This window comes from Streptomyces sp. NPDC088733 (assembly GCF_044751185.1).
Taxonomy (GTDB): Bacteria; Actinomycetota; Actinomycetes; order Streptomycetales; family Streptomycetaceae; genus Actinacidiphila.
Map to the genome: position 1 here is coordinate 94,567 of NZ_JBIVLH010000016.1, position 22,406 is coordinate 116,972.

Below are 22,406 nucleotides of genomic sequence, written 5' to 3' on the forward strand. Positions count from 1 at the left end.
CCTGCACGCACGGACACACGCCGGCCGCGGGAGTACCGCCCGTCAGGACGGGACCACCGGGACCGGGAGGTCCTGGGTCTCCAGGCTGATGAGCTGGTCCGGGGTGGGCGCGGGGAGTTCGGCGACGCGCTGGGCCTGGCGCTCGGTCATCTCCTGGAACATCTGCCGGGCGGAGCGGCCGTTGCCGAAGCCCTCGCCGCGCGGCATCCGCTCGAAGAGCAGGGCGAGTTCGGCGCGGGCGGCGGGCGTCAGCTCGTACTGGTGCTCCTCCGCCTGGTGCTCGACGATCGAGACCAGCTCGCCGGCGTCGTAGTCCTCGAAGAGCAGGGTGCGGCCGAAGCGGGAGGACAGGCCCGGGTTGGAGCTGATGAAGCGGTCCATGTCACCGGGGTAGCCGGCGGCGATGACGACCACGTCGTCGCGGTGGTCCTCCATCAGCTTCACCAGGGTGGCCACGGCCTCGGTGCCGAAGTCGTTGCCCGCGCCGAGCGGGGCGAGGGAGTACGCCTCGTCGATGAACAGGACGCCGCCGAGCGCCCGGTTGAAGGCGGCGGTGGTCTTCGGGCCGGTGTGGCCGACGTACTCGCCGACCAGGGCCGTGCGGTCGACCTCGACGAGGTGGCCGCGGCGCAGCAGGCCGAGCGCCTTGAGCAGCCGGCCGTAGAGCCGCGCGACCGTGGTCTTGCCGGTGCCGGGGTTGCCCGCGAAGACCAGGTGGCGGCTGAGCGGCGGCGCGGGCAGGCCGGCCTCCTCGCGGCGGCGGACCGTCTGCATGAGCTTGACCAGCGAGCCGACGTCGTGCTTGACCCGGTCGAGGCCGACGAGGGCGTGGAGTTCGCCGAGCAGGTCCTCCAGGTGCTCCTCCGGCACCTCCGGGTCGTCGGCGGACGCCGCGGAGCGCGGCTCGCCGGGCGCCGCGGGCGGCGCGGCGGGGGAGCCCGGCCGGGCCGCGGAGACAGGTGAGCCGAAGGTCAGCGGGACGCCGTCGGCGGTGCAGTCCTCCAGCCGCGGCGCGGCGCCCTCGTCGGTGCCGAGGGCCTCCGCGCAGTCCCGGGTCCGGCACTGCCGGAACAAGGGGTCGGCGGACGCGCCCACGTGCAGGGCGGGGAATCCGGAGCCGGTCACGTCGATGCTGGTGAAGGTGCCGCCCGCGCCCTCGGCGAGGAAGACGCCGTTCTTGGCGGGGCCGCTGATCCGCAGGTCGGTGACGGAGGGCCGGGCGCCGGTCCACACGACGACACCGGAGCCGCCGCAGTCCTCCACCGATCCGCCGTCGACCGTGGCATCGGCGCCCTTGTCGACGACGACGCCCGCCGCGCCCGCCCCGGTGATCCGTATCCCGGTGAGGACGGCGGTGCCGCCGGACGCGATCTGGACGCCGATCTCCTTGGTGCCGGTCACGGTGGTGCGCTCCACCCGGGTGCCGGTGGCCGAGCCCACGCCGATGCCGGTCGCCGCGCCGTCGATCCGGCAGCCGGTGACCGTGGCGGTGGCCTGCTCGGCCACGGCGACGCCGGTCATGGCGACGTCGCGGATGCCGCAGTCGGCGAGTTCCACGCGCGACTCCCCCGCGGCGTGGACGCCGTGCTCGGAGCCGCCGCGGACGAGGCAGTCGGCGAGGCGGCCGGTGGCGGTGCCGGACGCGTGCACGGCGCTGAAGGCGCTGCCGTCGATCCGGCAGTCGGCGAGGTGGCCGGTGGCGGTGCCGCTGAGCAGCACCCCGTTGGCGCCCGCGTCGGCCACGGCGCAGCCGGTGGCCTTGAGCTGGGCCTTGTCCTGCACGGCGAGGCCGACGGAGGCGGCCCCGCGGATGCGGCAGTCGGTCAGTTCGGCGCGTGCCGACCCCGTGAGGTGCACACCGGCCGCGCCGGGCGACTCGATGCGCAGTTCGCCCGCCGTCGCCTCGGAACCGTCCTCCAGCAGCAGCCCGGCCCGGCCGGTCCCGGTCAGCGTGGAGTCGGCGAGCCGCAGCCGCGCGTTGCCGCGCAGCCGGATGCCGGAGCCCGTGGTGCGGCCCAGGCGCAGCCGTACGGCGTCGAGCCGGGCCGATCCCGACAGCACGACGCCGGTGCCGTCCACGCCCGTCACGGCGGTGTCCTCCATCTGCGCGCGGACCCCGCCGGCGAGGTAGAGGCCGGCCAGCCGGGCGCCCTCCAGGCGGCAGCGCCGCAGCATCACCGCGGTGGTGCCGGCCTCCTCGTCGTCCGGGCCGCGGACCTGGATCCGGCCGCCCTCGACGGCGCAGTCCTCCATGACCAGCCCGGCACCGGGCTGCACCGCGACCGCGGGGGCGCCCTCGTCGGAACCCCACACGGTCACGCCGTGCAGGGCGCAGTCGGGGCCGTCGACGGTGAGCGCGGGCTGGTCGCCGGACGGCGCGGCCAGCACGACGCTGCCCCGGCCGTGCTCCGCGGCGAGCACGACGGCGCGGTCGAGCACCACGGCCTCGGTCCAGGTGCCGGGGGCGATCACCACCAGATCGCCGGCGGCGGCGGCGCGCACCGCGTCGGCGATCCGGTGGAAGGCACCCTTGCCGCCCTGTCCTTTGGGGGCCACGGTGTGACGCGTCATGTCCGGATCCTTCACTGGCTCTGCTGCTGGTCCTGCCGGCGTGCTGGTCGTGCTGGTCGTACTGGCGTGCTGCTCCCTTTCTACTGCCCTTCCCGCCGGTCCTCCTACTTGTTCTGGCCGGTGGACGTCGTCGGGGGCGGCGTGTGGTGGCGCCAGGCCGGGTCGATGCTCGCACGATAGAGATTGGTCAGGTACAGCGACTGGACGGTCTTCTCGAAGATCTTGAACGGCAGCTGGATCCAGAACTCCGCGAAGCCCTGCCGGTGGAACAGCCGGCTGCCGCCGCCCATCACGAAGATGTTCTTCACCAGGGCAGTGGAGGACGCCGTCGTGAGCGCCGCCAGGGCGTTGATGCCGCCGTCCAGGAAGGCGTCGGCGCCGTGGAGCTTCACGGTCTCGCCGTTGGCGTTGGTGATGCCCCAGACCGCCGCGTTCATGCTGCCGTTGATCCAGCCGGAGATGACGCTGCTGCCGGCGCTGAAGGAGAAGTCGTAGATGCCTCCGCGCCAACGGGTCGGGGTCTCGTTGCCGCCCCACTCGTTGGCCCAGTTCTTGTCGTGGTTGCCGGGCCGGCGGTTCCAGTGCTTGCCGCTGTCGATGTTGGCCCAGCCCGCCTTGAACGAGCCGGCGTCGCGGAAGATCGCGCCGCGGTTCTCGTGGATCGCCGTGCTCAGGCCGGTCTTGACCGTCGCGCCGACGGCGGCGTTCGCGAAGGCCTTGAGGGCCTCCTTGCCGGTGAACGGCTTGTCCTGGACGGCGGCGACGATGCCGTTGACGATCAGGTTGGCGCCGAACTCCAGGATGAACTCCTGGCCGAACTCCAGGGCCGCCTTGTACGCCACCGTCTGCCAGTACGGCTGGTAGCGGGCCTCGCGCAGCACCGCCGCGCCCGCGCCCGGCCCCTCGGGCAGCGCGGTGCCGGACCACGGCATGCGCTGCGCCTCGCGGACCCGGCGGCCCCAGCCGCGGATCTCGGTCAGCGGGCCGCGGAAGTCGTACTCGTTGCCGACCAGCCGCATCCGGCCGAGTGCGTCGGTCTCGAAGACCAGGCCGTTGTCGGTGCGCTGGGCGACGAGCCGGCCGCCCCCGTCGTAGCGGTTCCACTGGCCGCGCCAGGCGTCGGTCTCCAGGAATCCCTGGCCCTCGACCGCGCGCTGCCGGACCACCGCTCCGTGGTCGAACTCCTTCCACACCGAGTGCGCGGTCGCCGCGCCCGTGTCGAACTCGCGCACCCGCAGCGGGCCGCCGGAGTGCACCGGCGTCTCGCGGAGCCTGACGGCGGCGGGCTGGACGCCGCCCTGGCCGGGCGGCGGGACGAGCTCGTCGCGGAAGTGGCGGGCCCCGGTGGTCCACTGGTCCTGCCAGGCGCGCCCGTTCCACCAGGTGCGGATCTGCTGTCCCGCCCCGGGGTCGACCCGCGTGCCGTTCCGCTCGAACTTGGCGGTCAGCCAGCCGTTGCCGCCGGGCGCCGGGTCGCGCCAGGCGTCGACGTAGCGGCCGGAGTCGAGCATGCGGCGCTCGCGGACCAGGTTCCCCTGCCGGTCGAAGTCCCGGTAGGAGTCGTCCCACGGGATCCGGGCGTCGTGCGAACCGCGGAAGAACTCCCGCCGTCCCGAGGCGAGTTCGGTGCCCGCACCGTCCAGTTGCCGCCATGTCCAGCGGGACGCGGCCGCTCCGCCGGTGCCGCGGACGAAGCTGTTCGGTGCGCCGTTCGGGTCGGGGTGCTGCTGTCCGGTCAGGTTGCCGTGCGCGTCGCGGCTGACCCACGTGCCGCGGCCCACGGGGTCGCCGACGGCCGGCGGGTCCGCGTACTCGCGCACGACGCCGCCGGGCAGGCCCTCGCGGGCGACCCGCAACCGGCCGGTCCCGTCGAGGAACTCGTCCCGCCAGACGATGCCGTCCGGCGAGTCCGCCACCCGCACGCGGTAGCCGCTGGTGCCGCCCGCCTCCCACGGGACGTCCCCGTTGCCGCGCACATGGGCGGCGGCGGGCGGACGGGCGTTGTCGCCGGCCTTGAGGGTCGTGCCGTCGTGCAGCTTGGTGACCGACCGGGCGAAGGAGCCGTCGGCCGCGAGGTCGACGATGCCGCCGTCGAAGCCGACGTACCGCACGCCCGAACCGCGCGCGGTCGGGGACTCCTTGACCCAGGTGAACATCTGGTAGGTGCCGTCCCCGAGCACGTGCGCGAACGCCGCGTCCGCGCGGCCCGCGTCCGGCATCCACTGGTTGCGGACCCAGGACGGCGGGCGCTGCTCGCGCCAGCGCTCGGTGGTGAGGTGGCCGTCGCCGAACACCTCGCGCTTGCCGGTCTCCTTGCCGTGCGGCGACTGGCGCTCCCAGGTGCCGGGCAGCGTGCCGTCCCGGGTGAGCGTCCATTCCTGGTACTGCCCGGCGTCGTCGGGCAGCCTGCCCATGCCCCACTGCCGCTGGACGACGGCGCCGGCCCGGTTGCGGTCGGTCCAGCCGGAGTCCCGGAAGTCGCGGGTGCGCGGGCCCTGGTCCAGTTCCCTGGCGGCGCCGTCGTAGCGGTGCCAGGTCCAGGTGCCGTCGGCGCCGCGTTCGGCGAGGGTGTGACCGGCCCGGCCGTCGTACTTCTGCAGGCCGTCGCGGTACTCGCGCACCGTCTGCAGGCCTTCCTTGTCCCGCCAGCCGGTGCCCGCCGTGTCGTAGTGCCGGGTGCCGGAGCCGGTCGGCCGGCCGCCGTGGTCCCACCGCGCCCAGCTGGTACGGGCGTTGGTGCGGCCGAACTGGATGGTGTCGGTACGGCGGAACGCGTCGAGCACGTCGCCGCCGGGCAGCAGCCGCCGCTCGAAGACCGGGACCGCCCCCTTCGTCGTGCTCAGCAGGCGCACCCGGCCGTTGGCCTCCCCCGCGCGGTCGACGGCACCGCGGTGGAAGGACCCGCTGCCGACGGGGTTGCCCGCGGCGTCGGTGCGCCGCCAGGTGTGGGCGACGTGGTCCACCTCGTACCGGAAGCCGGTCGCCCGGCCCTTGTCCACGACGTTGAAGCTCTGCCGGGCGAGCGTGCCGTCAGCGGCGACCTCGACGAACTCCCCGTGCCGGGGCGTGCCGCGCAGGGTGAACTCGGCGCGCACGGCGCCGTTCTGCTGCAAGGTGACGTCCCAGTGCGCGAGGCGGTTGCCCGCGCCGTCCTCCAGCCAGCGGGCGGCCTGCGGGGCCGCCGCGGTGGGCGGCTGGGTGACGAGCACACGGCCGCCGGGTTCGCCGGGCAGCGGGGTGCCGTCGGCGGTACGGACGCCGGTCCCGTCGTAGCGGCCGAAAGAGCCGTCGGCCGCGGTGACCTGGTGGCCGCCGCCGGGCAGCGGGGTCCTGTCCCCCAGGAACCGCCCGGTCGTCCGGTCGAAGACCTCGCGGCCGCCACCGGGCAGCGTGATCTCGAAGTCGCCGTTCGTGCGGTGCGTGAGCGCGCGGCCCGCGTCGGCGGCGAACGCGTCGTCCAGCCATCGGGCCGCGCCGCCCACCGGGCGGTCGACATGGCCGGCAGGGCGGCCGTCACGTCCGGTGAGCCGCAGGCCGTCGCCGGTGACTGCGCCGTCGGGCCCGAAGGTGTCGTATCCCGTGCGGTTCGCGATCCGCAGGCCCTGGTTGCGGGGCAGCGTGGTGACCGCGTCGTCCAGCGCGACACCGGCGTTGTCGGTGAGCCGGTGGCCGCCCCGGTCGTCCGGCACCGCGACACGGCCGCCGCGCGTGCCCGTCGCCGGTTCGACGAGGGCCACACCGGTCTCCACCGGGCGGCCGCCGGCGCCGTAGCGCGTCGTCGCGCCCGTCACGTCGTCCGTCACACGGAAACCCGCGTTGTCCGGCAGGACCGTCAGCCGCTCCCCGCGCACCACACCCGCCGCGTCCGTCAGCACCTGCCCGCCCGGACGGTCCGCCACGAACACGGCACCCCGCGCGCCCTCGGCGTCGGCGAGGGCCACACCGGTCTCAACCCTGCGGCCGTCGGCGCCGTAGCGCGTCGTCGCGCCCGTCACGTCGTCCGTCACACGGAAACCGGCGTCGTTCGGCAGAACCGTCAGCCGCTCCCCGCGCACCACTCCGCCCGCGTCCGTCAGCACCTGCCCGCCCGGACGGTCCGCCACGAACACGGCACCCCGCGCACCCCCGGCGTCGGCCAGCGCCACGCCCGTCTCGCCCAGCCGGCCGTCGGCGCCGTGGGCCGCGTAGGCGCCGGTGGCGTCGTCGGTGACCCGGAAGCCGTTGCCGGGGCCGAGATCGGTAACGGTGCCGGGCAGCCGGTTGCCGTGCAGGTCGGTGACGTGGTGTCCGGCGCCCTCGGTCATCAGGACCCGGTCGGCGTCCGCCGGGACGCCGTTGCGGCCGGTCAACTGGAGTCCCTGGTCGACGTGCTGACCCCGGACGGTGACACGCGTGGTGACACCGGTCCCCGTGTCGGTCACGCGCACATGGGCGTCGTCCAGGAGCACCGCGTGCACTGCGTGCCCCTGCCCGTCGACCGCGTGGACGGCCTGCGGGCCGCCGCGGCCGGCGAGGTCGACGTGCAGGCGCGCCCCGGTCGGCAGGCCGTCTGCGCCGCGCAGCGGGACGTCGTCCGCGATGCGCGCACCGGCCTGGTTGTACGTGACGACCACGTCGGTGGGCGTGTGCCGGACGTCGAAGCCGCCGCCCTGCCGGAGGGTGACCGTACGGTCCGGATCAGGGACGAGCTGACGGTCCACCACCTGGTGGGTGACGGAGCCGTCCGCCCAGGTCTGCTCCTGCACGGTGAAGCCGTTGGGCCCGGAGTGCCCGGAGTCGGACAGGTGGGTCGACGTCGTCGACACCGGCACGCGCTCGGGCAGGGTGTCCCCGCCGCCCGCCGCGTTGACGGCACCGCGGTGGATGGCGGCACGCTCGTTGATCCCGCGCATCTCCTCGTCCACGGCGTGCGGGTCGAGGCCCTCCTCGCGCAGCTGGTGGTAGGAGGCGGCCAGCCGTCCGCGGGCCTCCAGCACCTCGCCCATGACGTGCTCGTCGACCGCGCTGAGTCCCTGCGACGTACTGGCGTCGCCGCCGCGGAACCCGTCCTCGGCACGGCCGAGGTCGGTCCTGGCCGACGTGAGGTCGGCCCAGTGCTGCCGGGCGGTGCTTCCCTCCCCGCCGAGCAGGTCATCGACGGCGCGGTAGTCGTCGGCCCAGGGCGGAGTGATGTCGTCGGCCCGGTCGATCCTGGTGAGGGCCGCTTCGAGGTGCCCGCGGGTGCCGGCGCGCAGGGTGTCCCCGGACAGCAGGGACCTGGCGCCGCGGGCCAGGTCTCCCGATCCGCCCTGGTGGACGTCGTCCAGCGCACGGTAGACGGCGGCCTCGTCCCGGGCCTGGTTGCGCAGGTCCCGGACCCCCGGCGCCCGGTCCGAGCCGGGCCGCACGCGCAGGAATTCGTCGGCCGCCGTGACGACGCGGTCGAGGGCGTCGGCCCGCCGGGCGAAGTCCGTCTCGGGGACGCCCTGGAGGTCGTTCACGGCCTGGTCCACGGGGTTGATCTGCGACCGGCTGCGAATGCCGGTCCGGGTCGCGGTCCGGCTCTGGAAGGTGTCCGCGTCGAGCAGATCGGGGTGCGCTGGCCGCCCGGTCCCCGCGGTCACCGTGCGGTCCGCCGTGACGGGGCGGCCGGAGGTGCCCTCCGGGCGGACGACGAGCTCGTCGATCAGCGCCGGGCGGGAAGGGAGTGCGTCCAGCGGCTTCGGCGGCGGAACCGCGTCCGTGCCGCTGCCGGTGCCCAGCGGGCGGGTCTCCTCCACGTGCCGGACGGGACCGCCGTCCCGCGGCCCGGCCAGGAGGTCGTCCAGCACGCCGGGACGGGAGAGTACGCCGTCCACCGGCTTGGGGGCGGACAGCGTCTCCGCGCCCGCGCCGGCGGACAGCGCGTCGTCCACCGGCTTCGGCGGCGGGAGCAGCTCCGCGCCCGAACCGCCGGCGAAGGCGTCGACCACCGGCTTCGGGGCCGGGGCGTCGTGGAGCGGGCCGGCCGGTGCCGGGCTGTGCCGCAGTCCGGAGCCGCTCGCGACAGCCGGGGCGGGAACCTCGTGGGTGACCGCGCCGAGCGACGCGGACGGCGCCGGGAGGTCCGGCGCGGCCCGCCCGGACAGGAACCACTCGCGGGCGGTGTCGCTCAGGGCGATCACGCGGCCCGGGGCACCCTCCTGCACGTACCCGTACACAGGGCCCTTGTCCATCTTGAGCATCTTGTCGACCTTGTTGCGGCCGACGCCGAAGGCCTGCTGGATGCTCGTGCCGTCGAACTTGGCGAGTTCGATGCTTCCGCCGTTCTCGACCAGCCTGCGGATCACCTGCCGCAGCTCCGGGCCGGCGTCCGGCAGGTGCCCGAGGATCTCGCCGTCCGAGAGCTGCACGGCCGGCGGGGGCGCGACCTCCGTCTTCCGCAGGCCCAGCTTCTCCTCGATCGTGCCCAGCAGCCCGCCGCGTTCGTCGAGCAGGCGCTGCGCCAGAGCCTTTCGCGCGCCTTCCGCGGACGCGTGGAAGCGGTTCGTCAGTTCGATCGACGTCGTGACGTGCTGATGCGCCTTCCGCAGGTTGAAGCGCACATTGCGTTCCATGCCCGTGATGCGTTTGGCACGCTCGGTGTCGGAGAGGTCGAGGCGCTTCCCGGTCTGCTCGATGCTGTCCACGCCCCCCTGGGCCTGGCGCAACCGGTCGGAGGCCAGGTCGAACTGCTTGCCGGAGGCGCGGGCGACCGGATCGACGGTGCCGTCCGGGAAGTAGCGGCCGTCGCCGTCCGCGTTCCAGACCTTCACGGGGGTGGGCCACTCGCCGCGTGCCACGGCGCCCTCGGCGGTGATGGGCAGACTGCCGCCGAACTTGGCCTCGGGGCGGTACATCCTGGTGACGATCCGGCCCAGTTCGTCGGTCTTGCCCAGCAGCCCGAGGACGTGGTTCTGGAAGTCGCCGCCGATGGAGGCCACTTCACGCATCACGGACAGCGTGATGCCCTCGCGCACGTGCGCGCCGTGGAAGACCTCCTGCTCGAAGGAGACCAGGCGCTTGCTGCCGTCCGGGTAGGTGTACGTCCACCGGGAACGCGCTCCCGTTCCGGTGGCTCCCTCCGGGAACGCGGCGCCGCGGACCTCGTGCCCGCCGTGTTCGAGGCTCTGCATGGCCGGGCGGTCCAGCGGGTTGAGCTGGTCGTGCAGGGAGACCCAGCCGCCGCGCTCCTCCAGTACCTTGGCGTCGAAGACCAGGGTGGTCGGCCCGTACCGGGTCTGCATCGGGGCGTCCCCGGACTCCATCCGGAAGAACACGAAGTCGTCGTTGCCCAGGTTCGAGGTGTTGTTGAGCGAGCTCTTGCCGGAGGCGTAGAACTTCTGGCCGCGCCGGCCCAGCTCGCCCTGCGACGCCATCTGCCCGCTGTTCTCGATGGCGCGGTAGGCGGGTGTGGCGTGCTTGACGTGGTACGGGACCGCGTCGAGCTGCTTGCCCAGCTCGACGAACTGCGCGCGGACCGGGTCCGGCATCGCGGCCAGGAGGCTGTCGACCTCGGCGCGCAGGTTGCGGACGTTGGCCTCGGACAGCGTGCGGACGAAGGCCGTCTGCTCCTGCGGGGTCAGCTTCCCGAAGTCCCCGAACACCGAGGTCCACTGCCCCTCGGTGCCCGGGAAGACGGCCTTCCACTGGGTGCCGGTCGGCACCGCCTTGAAGGCCTCGTCGGTGCGGTACTGCCGGACCATGTCCGTCAGCACGCGGGTCCGGTCCACCGCCTCGCGCGGGGCGAAGGTGAGCTGGGGGTGCAAGGGATTGCGCACCGTGACGCGCGCACCGGACGGCGCCGCCGCGGCGGCCTCGTCGACAAGCTTCGCGAAGTGGCGGCCGACGGCCGCCCACGGCGTGTGCGCGTTGCGCAGTCCGTAGACGCCGCCGAAGCCGGCGGCGTCCTTGACGAAGCCCCGCAGTCCGGTGTCGAGGTCGTCCGCGGCCGCGTGCAGCTCCCCGGCCATGACCCGCAACTGGCCGGGCGGCACCTGGTGATCGGCCCGCAGGGCCTCGTACAGCCGGACGGCGCGGTTCTCGACCTCGGCGGACTGGTCGGTGATCTCCCGGCCGGTCCAGATCCGCTGCCAGAGCCGCCCGGGTTCCTCGCCCGCCGTGGCGCGCGAGAGTGCGTCGAGCTCCCGGCCGTGGGCCTGCAGCATCTCGGCGTGCTTGATGTCACCGAGCCCGGCGAAGCGCTCGACGAGGTGGTTGACCTCGTCCTGGGCCAGGTACCGCGCGTCCATCAGGTCCTGCACGGCGTCGGTCACCGCCTGCCGTGCCAGCGTCTCCTTGCCGCGGAAGTCGGTGACCTTCTCCTGGAGCGCCTCGGCGCCGGTGACGGCCTTGCCGTCCTTCCCGGCCGCCTCCGTCTTCTGCGCGAGCTGCTGCTCGACGCCCTGGAGCTCCTCGACGGCCTTGGTGTGCTTCGCCAGGGGGCCGTCGAGCTGCCCGAGAACGTCCCAGGGGCGGCCGTCGGTCGTCCAGCGGGCCGCCGCGCCCAGTTCGTCCGTGACGCGCACGACGTCGCCGCGGAACAGCTCGACGCGGTAGTGCTGCCCGCCCGGGCCGGTGACGGTGGCGTCCGTGGCGTGCCCGCGCCCGTTCAGCTCGACGTGCAGACGCGAACCGGTCGCGTTGTACGCGGAGTCCACCAGGGGAAGGTCGTGGGCGATCCGCAGGCCGCTGTCGTTGTACGTGGCGATCGAGTCGCTGGGCGCGTGGCGGACGTCGAAGCCGCCGTCCCGCCGCACGGTCACGGTGTAGTCGGGGTGCTCGGCGAGGTCGTTGCCCAGCACCCGGAAGGTCCGGTCGCCGTTCTCCCAGGTGCTGCGCTGGACGATGAGGCCGTTCTGCCCGCTGACGCCGCTGTTGGACAGCGGCGTCTCGTGCGTCGACACCGGCACAACACGCTCCGGCGGGAGGTTCCCGCGGGAGCCCGCGTTGACCGCGCCGCGCTCGACGGCCGCCTGGTGGTTGAGCTCGTGCATCCGTCCGTCGACGGCGAGCGGGTCGACGCCCGTGTCCTGCAGCTGGTGGAAGGCGTCCGCCTCCCGGCCGCGCGCCGCCAGCACCTCGCCCTGGTGGTGCTGGTCGACCGCGCTGACGTGCTGCGAGGTGCCGGCCTCGGTGCCGTGCAGCCCCTCCTCGGCCTTGCCGAGGTCGGTCCGGGCCGCGGTGAGGTCCGCGTAGTGCTGCCGGGCCGGCTGCCCCGGCCCGCCGAGCAGGTCGTCCACCGCACGGGTGTCGCGGGCCCAGGGGTCGGCGCCGCCGTGCGTACCGGCGGGGGGAGGGGTCGTGGTCGCCTCGTGGGCGACGGCGGGGGACGTGGGCGCGTCGTGGGCGACGCCCGAGCCCGAGGGTACCGGCGGGGGGACGTCGGTCGCCGTGCCCGGGGGCAGCAGCCATCCGCGGCCCTTGTCGGTCAGATGCAGTCCGTCGTCCGCGCCCCTGACGAGCCCGAGTTTGTCCAAGGCCGAGAAGGCCTTGGAGAACTGGTTCTTGCTGAGCCCGAACGCCGCCTGGGTCTCCAGGTCGACCTTGGAGTTCAGCAGCGGCCGGAACCCGTCGGAGTGGGTCAGCACCTTGCCCACCGACACCATGTGGGGGGTGACCTTCACCAACTTGGCGTTCGTCACCCCGGCCTGCACCGCGTCCCTCAGCGCTTCCGCCGCCGCGTCGTTCAGCGCGCCCTCCACCCTGGGCGCCGGACGCTGCAGCAGGTCCTCCACACTCGCGACGGCACCGGCCGGCGGCTGTGCCCCGGCAGTGCCGAGGGCCGCGACCGGAGGCTGCGCGGGGGGCGCGGCCTGCGGCGCCGGCGCCAGCCGGGACTTGATGTCGTGCAGCAGCTTGGTGCGCTCGGCGAGGAGGTCGTTGGCCATCACCAGGCGGTCACCGGTGGCCGTGCTCTGGAACTGCTTCGTCAGGTCGACCGACTGCTGGGCGTGCGTCTCCGCCTTGCGCAGGTTGAACCTGACGGAGTTGGTGTGCCCGCTCGCGATGCCGTTGTCGGCCTGGCGGACCTTGTCGAGCGCCTCGTCGTGCTGCTTGCCCGCGGCCCGGGCGAACGGGTCGACGGTGCCGTCCGGGAGGTACCGGCCGTCGCCCGCCGGATTGTGGACGTCCACAAGGCCGGCCCAGCGTCCGGAGACCTCGGACCCCAGGGGCGTGAAGGGGAGGTTGCCGCCGAACTTCGCCTCCGGGCGGAACAGATCGGAGACAACCTTGCCCAGTTCGTCCGGGTTGTCCATGACGCGGAGCGCATGGGCCTTGAAGTCACCGCCGATGGACTGCACTTCGCGCACCACCGACAGCGCGAGCCCTTCCCGCACCTCCGCGCCGTGGAAGACCTCCTGCTCGAAGGAGACCGTACGGGTGGAGTTGTCCGGGTACGTGTAGGTCCACCGGGCCCGCTCGCCCGTTCCCTTGAAGCCATCGTCGAAATCGGCCTTGCGGACGCTCTCCCCCCCGAACTCCAGGTTCCGCATGGTCGGCCGGTCCAGCGGGTTGAGCTGGTCGTGCAGGGAGACCCAGCCGCCCCTCTCCTCCAGCACCTTGGCGTCGAAGATCATGGTGGTGGGCCCGTACCGGGTCTGCATCGGGGCCTTGCCGGACTCCATCCGGAAGAACACGAAGTCGTCGTTGCCCAGGTTGGACGTGTTCTTCACCGAGCTCTTGCCGGACGCGAGGAACTTCAGGCCGCGGCGCTCCAGTTCGCCCTGCGACATCATGAAACCGCTGTTGGCCATGGTGTGGTAGGCCGGTGTCGCGTGCTTGACGTGGTGCGGGAGGTTCTCGACCCGGGCGCGGAGGTCGCGCAGGGCCTGGGCGTCACCGGCGTCCATCTTGCCGAGCAGGGCGTCGAACTCCTCCCGCAGCACCCGGATGTTCCGGCCGGAGAGGTTCTTGACGAACTCGCCCTTCTGCGTGGGCGTCAGGTTGTCCGGGAAATCCCCGATCGCCTGGGCCCACTTCCCCTCGGCGTCGGGGAGGACCTTCCTCCACTGATGGCCCGTCGGTACGTCCTTGTACGCGCCCCACACCCGGTACCTGCGCACCACGTCGACAGCCCCGCCCGAGAGCCCGCGGGCCGCCTTGCCGACGAGGAACGACTCGGACAGCTGCACCGCCTCCCCCGGCCGGGCCGCGGCGAGGGCGTCGTCGACGAGCTTCGCGTAGTGGTTCGCGGCGACGACGAGCGCCTTGTTCTGGGCGCGCAGCGCGTACGCGCCGCCGAAACGGGCGGCGTCCTTGACGAATCCGTCCGTCATCACGCCCAGCCGGCCGGCCGAACCCCTGAGCTCGTCGACGAGGCCCTGGATCTCCACGCGGCTCGCCTGCGAACCGGGCAGCAGTGCGTTCTCGAGGTCGGCGACCCGCACCCGCACCGCGCCGGCCTGCGTCCTGATCTCCGGCCCGGTCCAGACCCCCTGGTCGGGACGGCCGGCGCCCTGCGGGGTACGGGCGAAGCGGTCGAGGTCGTCGCCGTGCGCGCGGAGCCGGACGGCCTGGTCCACGTAGCTCGAACCGGCGAGCCGGTCGACCAGGCTGTTGAGCTCGACCTGGGTGAGGTTCCGGGAGCCGATGAGGTCGTCCACAGCGCCGTCGAGCGCCGCCGTGGCCTTCTGCTCGTCCAGGACGGCGTCGTCCACCTTGGCCTGGGCATCGGACAGCTTGGGGGAGTTGTCCGACAGCTGTGCCAGGTCGTTCTCGACCTGGCGCAGCTTGCTCGCCGCGCCGGCGTGCACCTCCAAGGCGTTGTTCAGCGACGCGAGGTCGACCGGCGTGTGCGCGGCGGGCGCCGCCGACGGCGCCTGGTGGGACCCGGAGCCGGAGCCCGAAGGCCCCGCCGTCGCCAGGTCGTCGCCCGCGTTCGCCGTCGGGTGCATGCCGCCCCGCAGCCGCGGGAACTCGTGGCCGAGCAGTTGCGCGGTCACGTCCTCCGTCAGCGCCCGCACGGTCAATCGGCCTTCGAGGGTGCCCAGCCGGTCCTGCACCACGTGGTAGGCCTGCTGGAACTCGGCCCGCGTCACCGTTCCCTCGCCCAGCTTCTGCAGCCGCAGGTTCACCGTGTGGAACAGGTCCGTCTCCCGCGACAACTCGCTGCGCACGGGTGCGGAGGCCGGTGCCTCCTTCCAGGACGCGGGCGTGGGCAGCGGGTTGAACAGGTCGTTGTTGTGCAGCACCGTGCCGCGCAGGTCGGCGGCGAGGTTGCTGAAGCCCGTGCCGCTCCACTCCTTGGTGAACGCCCGGTCGCCACCGGTGATCTCCACCTTGACCGCGTTGCGGTCCGCATCGTGGGTGACGGTCACCGTCAGCTCGTCCGTGTAGCCGGGCCGGCTGACCACGAACTCCCTGACATTCGGATTCGTGCCCTCGGTCCGGACGATCGCGTCGTCCAGGCCCTCCCAGCGCCGCACCGCGCCCTGCTCGAAGGCCCGGCCGAAGTCCTCGAAAGCCGTCCCCGACGGCAGGCCCTGCCACTCCTCACGGAGCAACGCGGGAAGCTCGGCGTTCGGGATCTGCTCCGCACGCACCGGGATGACGGTGATGCCGTCCGGCTCGACGCGCGGCGAACCGGTGCGCACCAGCCGCGTCGGGGAGAGCGTCACCTCCGACTGGTCGCTCAGCGCGACCGCGACATCGTCGGACGCCCTCTGATAGCCCGGCGGGTAGTCCATCGCCAGCTTGCCGTGATTCGCCGGCACTTCGATCTCGAAGACCACACGGTTGCTGTTGACGCCGTTCTTCGCCCACTCCGCCTGGAAGCCCCGGTTGTTGGACGTGGAGGCGGGCAGCCGCTCGATGAACACATCGGCCTGCGCCGCGTGGGGGTCCATCGCCACACCGCGCCAGACCGTCATCGGCTCGTTCGCGCCCTCGTGCAGCAAGCCCTTGGTGACCTTGTTGAACTCCTCGACCTTGCCGATCAGGCCCGGGTTCGCCTCCAGGACACCGGCGTTGAGATAGCCCCCGTAGCCCTTCTTCGAGGTGAAGGCACCACCGATCACGTTCTGCATGAACAACTTCAGGTCGTTGTCCACAGCGGCCCTGCCCAGATGCGCACGCGCCAAGTCAGCGGCGGCGGTCCAGTTCCCGGCCTCACCCGGCGGCACGCTCCCGGGCACCTCAACCGGCGGCCGGCCGGACGTCTCGGTCCTGGTCAACGTGCCGGTGACCCGGTCGTAGACCTGATTGCCCAGCGGCGACGCCACATGGATCTCACCATCGCCGACCAGCTTCGCCGGCCACGACGTCCCGCCGACCGGCACGTCCGCCACCGCGCTGCCGGCGATCTTGATCTCGGCGCCCGCGAAGTGGCCGCCGGAGAGCGCCGCGGTCTCCTCCGCGGTGCGCAGCGCCGGCCCCAGCCGCTTGTACGTCCAGCTGTGGACGACCGTGCCGCCGGCGTCCAGCTCCCGCACCGTGAACTGGGCGCCCCCGCGCTGGACGTCCGCCACATCGAAGTGATGTCCGGCGACAACGGGGTTCCCCACCAGCTCCGGAGTCTTGCCGCGCTCGGCACGCACGACGAACCCGTCCTGCCCCGGGACGCCGACGACCGAACGGTTGTCGACCGGGGGCAGTGGCGCCGGCTGGTGCGAGCCCGAGGTCCCCGCATTCGCGAGGTCGTCGCCCGCCGTCACCGGACGGTCCCCACCGGGCGGCGGCACCAGGTCGCCGGCCTGCTGCGGCGCGCCGCCGCCGAGCCCGCGTCCGCGGTACGACTGCACCTCGGGGAGCGGAGCGCCCCCCGTCACCTCGGACCAGTGGGCCTCGGCCTGGGTCAGCGCGGCGTCGGCCTGCCGGACCTGCTCCCACGATTCGAGGTACCGGACGCCGTCGACCTCCGCCGAGGTGCCGAGGCCCTCCACGTAACGCGTCTGCAGGTCGTCGCGGACGATCCGGGCGTTGATCAGCTCGCGGCGCGCGTCCGTGATGGCCGTCGCGGAGTCGATGTGCGACAGCTCGTCCAGGGAGCTCCCGGCCGGGCCGCCGTGGTGCGATCCGGTGTGGGGCATGTCCACGGTGCCGGTCCCGGTGGGCGACGCGGCCTTCCCCTTGCCCGCCACCGCGGGAGGCGCGTCCGGGGCGTTGTGGACCGGCGTGCCCGTCGGGGGCTCGTGCGCCGCGGGCCGCGCGTCGAGCACGGCGTCCATGAACCCGTCGGTGAACCGGCCCGCGTCGGTGTGCGCGAGCGGCAGGTTCCGCGCCGCGTACAGGTAGGCGTTCTCCAGTTGCGCCGCCGTGATCCGGTGCTCCTCCAGGGCGTGCGGCCCGCCCGACGGGGTCCCGTCGAGGGTGCCGCGGACGGCACCGAGGTCGCCCGGCGCGCCCGGGCCCAGGGGCACCGGCGCGTCCCGGCCCGGCAGCCAGACGGTCAGCGAACGGGCGCCTGTCGTGCCGTCGGTCCCCACGACCAGCCGGATGTCGGCGGAGGGGTCGGCTATCGCGTGCTCCAGGTGCTGCCGCACCGGCAGCGTGTCGTCCATGAACCGTCCGACGTCGTTCCCGCCGGCCCCGCGGACGTCATGGCCCGCGCCGCCGGGCAGGCCCGTCTCGGTGCCGTGCGCGAACGGCGGCGAGCCGCCCGCCAGATCGTCCACCGAGTGCCGGAACAGGCCCATGTCCTGCAGCATGTCGTCGATCTCGCCGAACAGGTGCTGCACGTCGGACGGGTACCGCACCAGGGACTCCGGCGTGTGTCCGGCCGAGTCGCCCGCGGTCGACGGGCCGGGGCTCGGCACCGTGTCCGGGGTGCCGCCCACGGAGCCCCGCCCGATCCCGGTGAGCGAGTCGCCGGCGGCGGGGGCGGCGACCGAGGGGCCAGGCAGGTCGGCCAGCCCCGGGCGGAGCGTGCCGTACGACTCGCCCAGCTGACGCGACAACTGTCGTCCCGCGTCGTCACCCGAGGTGAGGATGGTGTGGGTGATCATCTTCTCGAACTGGTCGAGGATGAACAGACGCTCCTTCTGCGAGGCCGTCGCGAGATTGCCGTCGATCAGGGGACGCTGGTGGTCGAAGAGCACGAAGGTCTTCGCCTGGTCGGTGGCCGCCTGGAACCGGCCCTCGTTGTGGAGCCGCCAGTCCTCCACCTCGCCGAAGGCGTTCTGGTACCTGATGGTGTCGTCGGCGGTCAGCTTGGCCACGGGCCCCGTGCCGTCCGCCCAGTGCCAGGCGCCGTCGCGGTGCAGCATCGTGTCGACGAGCCGGTACGGGGCCGCCACCCACAGGTCCGCCACGGACTTCCCGAGCGCGGCGGAGACGAACCCCTCCGCGAACCGCACGCAGTTGAAGCGGAACAGGTCGTACACGGACCCGGAGTTGGCCATCGCGTAGCGGTACGCGTCGAACAGCTGCGCCGCGGTGATCCGGTAGGTGCCCAGGACCCGGACGTGCCCGGAGAGCAGGTACTCGGCGTCGTTGACGATGGCACCCGGGCTGCCGAAGAGGTGCCCGTTCTCGGGGTAGAAGCCGATCGTGAGCGGTCGGTGCTCGCCGGGCAGCAGCACGGAGACCATCGCGTGGCCGACGTCGTCGGAGAACTCGCGCCAGGTCCGGCCTCCGGGGCTCGCGACGAGCGCCACCTCGATGTTCGCCGCGGGGTGGTCGATGGCCGCTTCCACGTGCTGCCGCAGCGGACGGACCAGGTCCACGAACTCCGAGAAGCCGTCCAGGTCCTCGGTCCCGTGCTCGCTGACCGGGGACCCGGGCAACGAGTCGTCGTCGAAGTCGAAGCGCGAACGCACCGGTGCCCCGGTGTCGTCCAGGACCATGTCGTCCAGCCCGTCGAGCAGGCCGCTCTCCGGCCGCGGAGGCCTCGGCGGGGCGGGCGGCGCGGGGTGCCCGCCCGTACCCGGGGCCGGGGCCGGGGACGCGTCGTGCCCGAGGTCCGTCTCCCGCACGCCGCCCGGGAGCCTCCCGCGTTCCGGGCCGGCGATGTGCACGGCCAGCTGGTCGGCCTGGGCCCGGACGTCGACCTTGGTGAAGCCGGCACCGCGGATGTTCTCCAGCACTTCGCGGGAGGCGCTGACGGTGCCCGGCGTCGTGTCCTCGTGGCCCATCTTGCGCAGCTTGATGTTGACCTCGTGGAACAGCTCCGCGTCGTGCGAGTGGACGTGGCCGCCGCCCGACACCGACGCGGGTGCCTTCCCGGCGCCCGCGGTGCCGAGCGCCGGTTCGGTGACGCGGGGCGGGGTGCCGTCGGGGGTGTGCGGTCCCCGGCCGGCCGGTCCCGGGCGGACGGGGGTGCCGTGCAGATCGGCCGCCGCCGGGAGCACGGGCTGCTCCCCCCTGCCCGCGGGGGCGCCGGCGAAGGCGTGCCCGGCGTCATCGGTCCTGGCGGGTGCACCGGCGAAGGCATGGGTGTCGGCGGGGCGCAGGCCCGGCCCGGATTCGACGAGGTCCAGGGCGGCGGCGCGGGTGCCGTCCACCGGGGGAAGGGTGTCGCCGGGCAGGCGCACCGGCGAGGGCGTCGGGCCGTTCGCGGCCGAGGAGCCGGGGACGAGCCGGTCGGGAACGGCACCGGCGCGCGGGGAGCCCGGGGTGTGCACGAGTTCGTCGAGGTGGAGCCGGGTCTGGTTGGCGGTCAGCGCGCTCGCGGCGCGGTCGCCGAACTGGGCCCCGGTGCCCGCCGGTACCGGGCTCTGCGGGGTGTTGCGTCCGCCGGCCGCGAGCAGGTCCAGCGCGGAGCCGCCGGTGCCGTTGGCCCCGTGGTGGGCCTGCCCGATTCCGGTGACCGGCACGTGGCCGCCGGCGGCCGCGCCGCCCGGGGTGATCCCGGCGGTGAGGTCGTGGCCTGCCGCGGTGACCGGCGGCGGTGCCTGGGCGCCGGTCACCGCCGAGTGCAGCATGCCGTTGCCGGCGCCGGGGGTGCCGGGGGTGAGCAGGTTGCCCGCGGCGGCGGTGCCGGGGGGCGGCGCCTGCACACCGCCGAGCAGGACGTTCGCGGGGCTGTGCGCGCCGCCCGCGGTGCCCGGCAGCAGCGTGTCGAGGTGGCTCACGGCGCCGGGGGGCGGTGCCTGCACGGCGGTGAGCGCGGAGTGCGCGGCGCCCGGAAGGGGCGTGCCGGTGGCGAGGTTGACGCCCTGCACGGCGGGGGCCCCGGCGGAGCCCGGCAGGTAGAGGCCTGAGGAGTGCAGGGAGGGGGCCGAGGAGGCGGCGCTGACGCCGAGCCCGGCGTCGGTGCGGCCGCCGAGCGGGGTGAAGCCGCCGTTCAGCTCCAGGTTGTTCAGGTGGGCCTTGGGGATGTCGACGAGGGCGTCGAGCTGCCGCGAGGCGTGGAAGCCGAGGCCGGCCCGCTCGCCGATGGCGCCGACGTTCCCCATGTGCAGCGAGGGGCTGCGCAGCGCGGACGCGAGGTCGACGGGGCCGAGGTTGAGGTCGAAGGGCCGCATGCCGGCGTTGGTGCCGGCCCAGTCGCCGAGCCGGACGTTGCCCAGCTCCACGCGGGGCATGTCGACCAGCGCGTCCAGGCCGTGCGGGCCGCCGTGCGGGATCGGCACCGCGCTGACACCGTGGCCGACGGCGTTGGCGAGGGGCGCGCCGAAGATGTGCTGGCCCATGAGGCCGCGGTCGATGAAGCCGATGCGCAGGGCGCCGCCCAGGCCGAACTGGCCGATCTCGCCCGCGTCCACGGGGAGCAGCAGCCGCAGCCACTTGCCGCCGCCGAGTTCGCGCACGCCGAAGTCGTAGGTCGCCTTGGCGCCGGTGGTCAGGCCCTCCCAGCCGATGGTCAGGCCGCGGCCGAGGCCCTTCCAGCCGGCGGCCAGGCCGCCGCTGATGATCTCCGGCAGTCCGCGGACGACGCCGGGGATGCCGCGCAGGCCCTGCACGACGGTGATGCCGCCCCGCTGGATGACCATGCCGGCGAGGCCGGGCAGGTTGTGCACGCCCTGCATGACCCACAGGCCGCCGGCCTTGATCCAGGTCGTGCTCAGGTGCACGAAGTCGCGCAGGCCCGGCATGATCGTGGTGAACCGGAAGCCGTTGGTGAACAGGTTGCGCAGCGCCTGGAAGGCGGTGCTCGCGATCGCCTTGAACCCCTTGGCGAAGGCGGTGCCGCCGGCCTTGATGATCTGGAAGATCGGCAGGGCCTTGGTGGTGGGGGCGATGATGCCGAGGCCGGCGAGGAAGAGGTCGAGGAAGTTGGCGTCGCCCTTGGCGAAGTCGACGATGGTCTTGATGAAGAGCGTGAGGTTGACGCCGAGGGCGAGCAGCGCGATGGGGCCGCCGAAGATCAGCGCGGGGATGATCAGGATGATCGCCAGCCACTGGAAGGCCTCCCAGAACACCTGGCACTGGGAGATGGGGAGCTGGATGTTGGCGACGCCGTTGATGTTGGAGGCGGCGGTGCCGGCCCCCTCGCCGTGCTCGGTGCCCGCGCCCCTGGCGGTGGTGGCGTAGGTCTCGCGCTGCGGGTCGTCGGCGGACAGGCCGCGGCCGGCGTTCAGCGCGCCATCGGCCCTGGCCTGGAGTTCGACGAGCTTGTCCGCCCAGGTGGTGAGGGCGTCCGCGGCCTTCTCGAAGGACTGGGCGACGTCCTCGATGTGGCCGCGCAGCCGGTTGTCGACCTTGCCGCGCAGGGCGTCGGCGGCCTGGCCGACGAAGACGCTGTCGCCCGCGATGTTCATCACCGCGTCGATGGCCGCGCTGATGTCCCGGGCGTTGTCGCCCATGGTCTTCAGCTCGGTCGACAGCTGCCTGATCTGCTCGGGGTCACCCGGAGTGGGGTCCCCTGAGAGCCCGATCGCGTCCCAGTCGGTCGGGCGTGCCATGGGTGTTCCTCCCGGAAACGACAGGACGGGGCGGGGGCGGTTCCCTCACCCCGACCACGCACGAGTGCGGGGTGCGGTTCACGTGACCTGCGTTACAACGGCGCCGGGTGGTGAACCGGGCGGACCGGTCGCGCGTGGTCCTGCTGACCGGAGTCTCGACGGGGTACCGGGAGGCCCTCTTGCCCGACAAACTCAAGATCGACTACGACGTCCTCAACGACGCCAAGACCGACCTGGAACACCTGGCGAGCGGTATCGGTCCGCTCTTCGACACCGGACTGTTCGCCCAGCTCGGTGGGGGCGACGGCACCTCGGTGCTGGGTGACGCCGGCCTGGCCTCGGCGCTGAGCAGCTTCTACTACAACGCCCAGTCCACGATGACCCGGGCCGACAAGGGCATCAAGGAACTGGCGAGCGCCTTCGGCTCGGTCGGCGAGGCGTTCTTGTCGTTCGACTCGGAACTGGCCCAGGGCATGGGCATCACGGGCAGCAACCTGGCCCTGCAGAACTACTACCGCGACAAGGACCTGTGGGACTACAAGCAGAAGCACATGGACCAGTGCGTGCCCGGTCCGGACGGCTCGATGCCGGACTTCTGCTCGGCCACGGACCCGGGCCAGCCCCCGCTGGACCAGAACATCAAGACCGAGCGCGGCGAGGTCCACACGCATCTGACGGTGGACGACAAGGGCAATGTGATCAAGGAGGAGTCCACCGTCACCTACGACGGCAAGACGTACACCTCCGTCACCAACTACAGCAACGACGGCCGTAGTTACACGACGGACACCTCCTACCCCGACGGGTCCAAGGTCCATTCGGAGACCAACCTCAACACGGACGGCAGCGGGAGCATGGTCGTCACCAACAGCGACGGTGACAAGACCGAGTACACCCGCGGCCCGAAGGGCACCGACGGCAAGCAGCCGGACTGGGTGCAGGTCGGCGGCAACGACCCGGACGACGGCGACGGTGGCGGCGGCCACCAGCCGCCCCCGCGCCCGACCGGCGGTGGCAGCGGCGGCGGAACCCGGCCGAGCATCGCCTGACCGC

The 22,406-nt window shown here is 73.5% G+C and carries 3 protein-coding genes; 1 reads left to right on the forward strand and 2 read right to left on the reverse strand.

Features of this window, described 5'->3' with window-relative positions; genetic code table 11:
- Positions 1–42: 42 nt before the first annotated feature.
- A complete protein-coding gene (locus ACIP64_RS27110; RefSeq protein ID WP_401591667.1) occupies positions 43–2,571 on the reverse strand; it encodes a right-handed parallel beta-helix repeat-containing protein in 2,529 nt (842 codons plus the stop codon).
- A 104-nt stretch (positions 2,572–2,675) separates the two neighbouring features.
- Positions 2,676–21,353: a hypothetical protein gene (locus ACIP64_RS27115; protein ID WP_401591669.1), complete on the reverse strand. Its 18,678-nt coding sequence runs from the start codon at positions 21,351–21,353 to the stop codon at positions 2,676–2,678.
- A 179-nt stretch (positions 21,354–21,532) separates the two neighbouring features.
- On the opposite strand from ACIP64_RS27115, the gene ACIP64_RS27120 reads away from it, so the two are divergent.
- Complete coding sequence (locus ACIP64_RS27120) at positions 21,533–22,402, forward strand: hypothetical protein (RefSeq protein WP_401591671.1); 870 nt, start codon at positions 21,533–21,535, stop codon at positions 22,400–22,402.
- The last annotated feature ends 4 nt before the right edge of the window (positions 22,403–22,406 follow it).